The sequence below is a fragment of the Vibrio sp. V43_P6S15P86 genome (assembly GCF_009904725.1).
Classification (GTDB): domain Bacteria; phylum Pseudomonadota; class Gammaproteobacteria; order Enterobacterales; family Vibrionaceae; genus Vibrio; species Vibrio diabolicus.
Window position 1 is genome coordinate 1 of the sequence record NZ_WXWT01000139.1, and the last position, 6,619, is coordinate 6,619.

The window sequence follows — 6,619 nt, forward strand, 5'->3', positions numbered from 1 at the left end:
GCGATGTTAAGCGCATGTATATATTAAAACACCAGTACCAGAAAAAGATCGAAGAAAACAACTCAATTCACTAGTTCATTCTATCAAAGTAAAAACGCAGCTATTTGGGCTGCGTTTTTATTTATTCAAATTGATATTGATATGATAATACGATGCGCTTGTCTGCTTCATCCAAATAGGTGTTGTTGTCCATGACAAACGTCATTACGTTAAAAGAGTGGCGTTTGCTCACGAGGTAACCAAGACCAATACCACCAAAGAAGCCTTTGTAGTTCTCTCCTTCACTGTTTTCTGAGCCGTAAGTGCCTGCTGCGAAGCTGATTAACGTCAGCTCTTTGGTAAACGATTTCAGCGCAAATGCACCAACGTAACCGCTACTGCCTGAAGAGCTCATCATATTGAAGCCATTCTCTGCACTTGGCGTACCCGTAAAGTTAGGCTCGCTACAGAGACTACTTTCTGCACCGTCACAAACAGGAACATCACCAGTGTTGTACGTATAGCCTGCCATTGGGAAAATTTGGAAGCCTGCTGGCTCAATCCCGAAATAACTTAGCGGCATAAAGGTACCAACGCTGTAGTTGGTTTGATCCGCGCCGTTTACGTATTCATTTTTACCGAAGTTGAAGTTCACGATACCGACCGGAAACAGCCACGAGCCACCAATACGCCACTCGCTCGCATCATCATTGATACGCAGGTTAATTTTGCGCGCTTGGTCAAGCGCAAGTGAGCCCGAGAATGAGATGTTTTGATCATCAAAATCGTAGTTGTTTGCGTAAGACGCGCCAAATTTCGTGATGACTTTTGTTGGGTCATCCGCCAACTTGTTTTTATTGTCTTTTACTCGATGCTCAGCACCATGAGCCAACGTACTGACCAACAAAGTCGTACACACTAACGCTAGTTTGTTTTTCATTTTTTAGTCCTTTGAGATGTTGAATACCCGCACTTAGCTGCGCAGATATTTTTTGAATCATCACTCACTGGATGTGACAAAAGCGCCCTAACTACCTTAGATGGCGTGACAGCATCCAGTGCAGGTAGTTAGGGTAGAATGGCCTGTAAGGAAGGCGTTTTAGCGATTAGGAATGATTAGTTTTTCCAGTTGTAGCTCATGCTCATGAAGTACAGCGCAGGCTCATCAAAGCCAGCTTGTAAGCGTGGCGTTTCTGACGATTCCATCAAGATCGCTTCAAACGCGAAACCAATTGAGTTTTCTGAATCCAATTTGTAATCAATGCCTGTACCAATGCGGTACGCCTTGCCAGTAGGAACGGTAATGTCACCGTTTGATTGACTTTCATACATGCTGGTATCGAATGCAAAACCTGCGTTCCACATCATTTTTTCATTCAGTTTGTACTGAGTACCCAATGCGATTTGGTAAGTGTCTTGTGTCTCTACGCCCAGCGTGGTTGTGTATTCGCTCCAGTCTTGCCAGTTCACGTTCCACATCACCGCTAGGTCATCATTCACTTCGTGGTAAGCACTGAAGATCAGTTGTTGCGGAGCAATGGAGTTACTATTGTCGAATTCAAATTCGGTTTCAGAAGAGTAAGACAGACCAAGACGCGTGCCTGCTGTTGCTTCATAAAGCACACCTACTCGGCCGTTGAGCTGAGTATCTTGGTCTTCGTCATTGAAGTTCAGGGCTCCCTTCGTTTCCACTTCATACATACCGTACTGAATGCCAAGCGCCGCACCCACAGACCAGTGATCATTGATGCGGTAAGAAGCGGAAGGTTGAATGGTCAAGGCTTGCGTCGTTGCTGTAGGAATATCTAAATGATCACCCAAAAGACCTTCGTACTCGAGGCCAAGACCGTAGTTGCCATACAGACCAATACCTAGCGTCCATTTGTCGTTCACTTGTTGGCTGTAAAATGCCGACGCCATAGGAACAAAACCAATCACGTTGCCCGCATCGCCAGTCACCGTGTCTAGTTGCGCGTCACCGTAAAGGCCAATCAGGTTACCAGAGAAAGATTTACCAGAAACATTCGCCAGACCAGCCGGGTTTGCTGCCATTACTGAGGCATCTTGCGCACGAGCCGCCATACCAGCGGATGCCAAACCAATATCCGATGCTGTAGTTTCGTAAAGGTATAACCCACCCGCTTGCGCAGCAGCACACGTCAGTAGAGAGCTCGCTACGACGATTTTTGAAAGATTTTTCATGCTAAAACCTATTATTGTTAGGGGAACCCACGCTGCGACGGTGGTTGTATATCAATGAAAGGCATTGGCCAATCGCACACAGCGTGGGGGTGTTGTGGAGTCAGTCAGTTGAAATCAGCGTTATTGCTCGCTCACCTCAAGTTCAGTGGGTTTCTTTCGCTTAAACTTCTCGCGCAGAGATTGCATCATCACGAAGAACACTGGCGTCAGTAACGTGCCTACAAACGTAGAGAGAATCATGCCGCCGAATACCGCAAAGCCCAGTGAGTGACGAGATGCCGCACCGGCACCCGATGCAATCACCAATGGGAATACCCCCCAGATGAAGGCGAATGCGGTCATCTGTACTGCACGGAAACGGATTCGAGCAGCTTCTTTGGCAGCATCAATGATGGATAAGCCCTTTTCTTCTCGCAGAACTTTGGCAAATTCCACGATAAGAATCGCCACTTTGGCGGACATACCGATCAAGATGACCACACCAATCTGCACGTACAAATCGAACGGTTGTCCCACCAGCAGTAGCGTGCCCATTGCGCCGAGAATCGCGACTGGAACCGCCATCATTACCGCAGCAGGAATAGTCCAACTTTCGTACTGAGCCACCAAGAACAAGTAGGTGAACAGCAAAGACAATGCGAACGCGATTGGCGCCATGTTGCCTGCTTTCATCTCTTGGTAAGTCATGCCTGACCACTCGTACGAGTAACCACTTGGCAAAGATTCCGCAGCCAGTTTTTCAATGGCTTTTACAACATCACCCGAGCTGTAACCTGGCGCTGGCGCACCGTTCACGGTTGCAGAACTGAACATGTTGTAGTTCGATAAGGTATCAGGGCCGAAGATCGGCTTCACTTTCACTAGCGTTGCCAGTGACACCATTTTTCCAGAGCTTGAGCGAACAAACAGATGGTCGATGTCGTCGATGTTGTCACGGTATTGCTCTTCTGCTTGCACTTTCACTTGGTACGAACGACCAAACAAGTTGAAGTCAGAAATGTAGGCGCCGCCCAACTGTGCTTGCAGTGTGCTGAAGATTTCATTCAACGGTACGCCCATCGAAATCGCTTTATCACGGTCAATATCGATGTAACGTTGCGGAATGTTCGCACGGAAAATCGAGAACGCACGCGCCACTTCAGGCAGTTGATTGATTTGGGCAACAAAATCAGCGGTTGTTTTTGCCAACTCTTGTGGAGAACGGCCCAAGTTGTCTTGCAGCACAAGGTTGAAACCATCCACCGCCCCCATACCTTTGATTGCCGGCGTCGCGAAAACGAACGAAGCGGCATCTGGCGTTGAGTTCAGCATTTGGTTAACTTTATTCATCAACGCGCGTTGGTGTAGCTCAGGGTCTTTACGTTTGCTCCAGTTATCCAGTTTGATGATCAACATGCCTGAGTTTGGAATCGACGCCATGTTAATTACCGAGAAGCCCGCAACCGAAACCACGTTCTCCACACCTTCCATCTGTTTTAGCTCATCAACGTACTTCTTCATTAATGGTGCAGTACGCTGCAATGCTGCTGCGTCTGGCAAACGCATTTCGACCATGAACACGCCTTTATCTTCGTTCGGTACGAAAGAGGAAGGTACGGTCATGAACGCAAATGCCAGCACCGCAATAAGCGCGCCATACACACCGATACTCAGCACAATACGACGGCTCAAGAAGCCAACTAAACCTTGGTATTTGCGCGTTATTGCTTCAAAACCTCGATTAAACGCACGCAAAGGCGCAATAGGTTGCGAGTGAGTAGACTTCAACATCAACGCACAAAGCGCTGGCGTTAACGTTAATGCGTTGATCGCAGAGATCAGCACCGACACACAGATGGTGACTGCGAACTGGTTGAACATTCGACCGGAAATACCCGGCAATAGCGCAACCGGTACGAATACCGCCAACAAAATAAGCGTTGTTGCCAATACTGGCCCCGTCACTTCTTTCATAGCTTGGATCGTGGCCGGAATCGGGTCTAAATGCTCTTCATGGATAACCCGCTCCACGTTCTCTACCACGATGATCGCATCGTCCACCACGATACCGATGGCGAGGATCAAGCCAAACAACGAGATCGTGTTAATGGTCATGCCCATCACGCCCATGATTGCGAACGTCGCAATGATGGAAACCGGAATCGCTAAGGTTGGAATGATAGTCGCTCGCCAGTTCTGCAAGAAAACATACACAACGAAGGTGACAAGAAGTACCGCAATCACCAACGTCTCGTACACTTCATCAATCGATGTCTCTACGTATTCGGTAGAGTCATAAGCGATGTCGTAAACCAAATCATCTGGGAACGATTTCTCGTACTCTTTCATTGCCTCTTTCACGCGTTCCATCACGTCTAGCGCGTTCGCTGTCGGCAACTGGTACAATGCCAGAACGGCGGCTGGTTGGTTATTCATACGACCATCAGCTTCATAACCTTGTGCGCCAACTTCCACACGAGCAACATCTTTCAAGCGAATCAAAGAACCTTTCTTGCTCGCACGAATGATGATGTTCTCGAACTCTTCAGTAGACGTAAGACGACCCTTGGTTTGCAGAACGTATTGATATTGCTGGTCCCCTGGAGCTGGCATACCACCGATCTTACCCGCCGCCACTTGGATGTTTTGCGTTTTAATTGCGCCAATAACATCACTAGCGGAAAGCTTTAAGGTGGCCAGTTTATTTGGGTTCAACCAAATACGCATTGAGTAGTCTTTCTTACCCAGCAGCGTAATGTCACTCATACCTTCGATACGTTTTAGACGCTCAACAATATTGAGATCCGCATAGTTAGAGAGGTAGATACTATCGTGAGACTGTTTCGGAGAACGCAGTGTAATAACGCCCAACATGTCGGAAGATTTCTTCTTAACCGTCACACCGATTTGGTTTACTTCTTGTGGGAGAGAAGACGTCGCTTGCGCCACCAAGTTGTTCACACGAACCTGCGCCATATCGCCATCTGCGCCCACTCGGAAATAGATACGTAGTGTGTATGAACCATCGTTACCAATCACAGAAGACATGTAAATCATGTCTTCAACGCCGTTGACTTTGGCTTCTATCGGCTGTGCAACCGTCTTTTTAACCACGTTCGCGTTTGCACCCGGATACATGGTGCTCACCGTAATTACCGTCGGAGAGATTTGAGGATACTCAGAAATTGGCAAGACTTTCAGGGCGATCATACCCATCAATGTCATCGCCAGTGAGATCACCAAAGCAAACTTCGGCCGGTGAATGAAAAATTTACTTAACATCAGTACTCACTCAGCCTTGTTCACTCTGTAGTTCAACGTCTTTCACCGTTGCACCTGGACGCACTTTTTGTAGACCATTAACGATGACTTTTTCGTTAGCCGCCAGGCCAGTCAGCACAGCACGTTTCACACCGTAGGTCTGACCGAGTTCAACGTTACGACGTGACACCACGTGATCATCACCAACCACCATGACGTAGTCACCTGCTTGGTCTTGCTGAACAGCCACCGATGGGATAAGCAAACCATCAATGGTTTTGTTGCGCAGCTTGATGGTCAAGTTGCCATATTCACCCGGCATTAGCGCGTAAGTTGGGTTATCGAATTGTGCTTCTGCTCGAATTGAGCCTGTTTCTAAATCGATCTTGTTGCCAACGGCGTAGATCTTGCCATCAAGCGGATACAATGAGCCGTCTGAAAGCGTCAGTGTTAAATCAACATCCAGTTTGTCATCGTTACGATGAGCCACATCAATCGCACTTCTTACGCGGCGGTAGAGCTTCTCATCCACATCAAAGCCAAAGCGAATTGGGTCGATTTGAGTGATCGAAACAAGAGGAACGAGTTGAATTTTCGAAATACGGTCACCCACTCGGAAGTTGCTGAAACCCACGCGGCCAGAGAAAGGAGCACGCACAGAGCTAAATTCAAGATCGAGCCTTGCTGAAACCAGCGTCGCTTTCGCCTCTTCTACCGAGGCAATCGCTGCGGCGTGCGCAGCAATGGCGTCATCGTATTGCTGCTCACTGATGCTTTTATCTTTGATGAGTTTCTTCACACGTTCTGCATCACGCGTAGTTTGAACGAGTTGTGCTTTTGCTTTTTGCAACGACGCTTTTGCATACGCCAATGCCGCTTTGTAAGGACGGTCGTCGATTTCAAACAGCAATTGGCCTTTTTCTACCATATCGCCATCTTTAAAATGAATCGCGGTTAATTCGCCACCGACTCGAGGCATAATATCAACGTCATTTACCGCTTCAGTTCGACCGATAAAAGTATGATAAGGAGTGATTTTTGTTTCGGTTAGGGTAACGGTTTCAACAGAGGGTGCTTGGGCAGTTTTCGTTGCGATATCGCCAGTTTTGCATCCTGATAGTAATGCAGAAGATATAGCAATAGATACCAACGCAAATTTATATTTGGCTTTCATGATAAACCTACTTTATGTAGAAAG

At 47.4% G+C, this 6,619-nt stretch carries 4 protein-coding genes; all 4 read right to left on the minus strand.

All coding sequences use genetic code 11. From position 1 onward, the window contains the following. Positions 1–121 precede the first annotated feature (121 nt). Positions 122–919 carry a hypothetical protein gene (locus CAG69_RS06200; RefSeq protein ID WP_005385112.1) on the minus strand — a complete coding sequence of 266 codons (798 nt, stop codon included), beginning with the start codon at positions 917–919 and terminating at the stop codon, positions 122–124. Positions 920–1,095: 176 nt separating this feature from the next. Further along, positions 1,096–2,181, minus strand: coding sequence for an OmpP1/FadL family transporter (locus CAG69_RS06205; protein ID WP_161443217.1), 1,086 nt, complete (start codon positions 2,179–2,181; stop codon positions 1,096–1,098). Between the two features lie 120 nt (positions 2,182–2,301). Next, complete coding sequence (gene vmeQ / locus CAG69_RS06210) at positions 2,302–5,442, minus strand: efflux RND transporter permease subunit VmeQ (protein ID WP_161443220.1); 3,141 nt, start codon at positions 5,440–5,442, stop codon at positions 2,302–2,304. 10 nt (positions 5,443–5,452) lie between these two features. Further along, the gene (vmeP, locus tag CAG69_RS06215; RefSeq protein WP_063518257.1) at positions 5,453–6,595 is read right to left on the minus strand and encodes an efflux RND transporter periplasmic adaptor subunit VmeP; all 1,143 of its coding nucleotides are present in this window, start codon (positions 6,593–6,595) and stop codon (positions 5,453–5,455) included. Positions 6,596–6,619 lie beyond the last annotated feature (24 nt).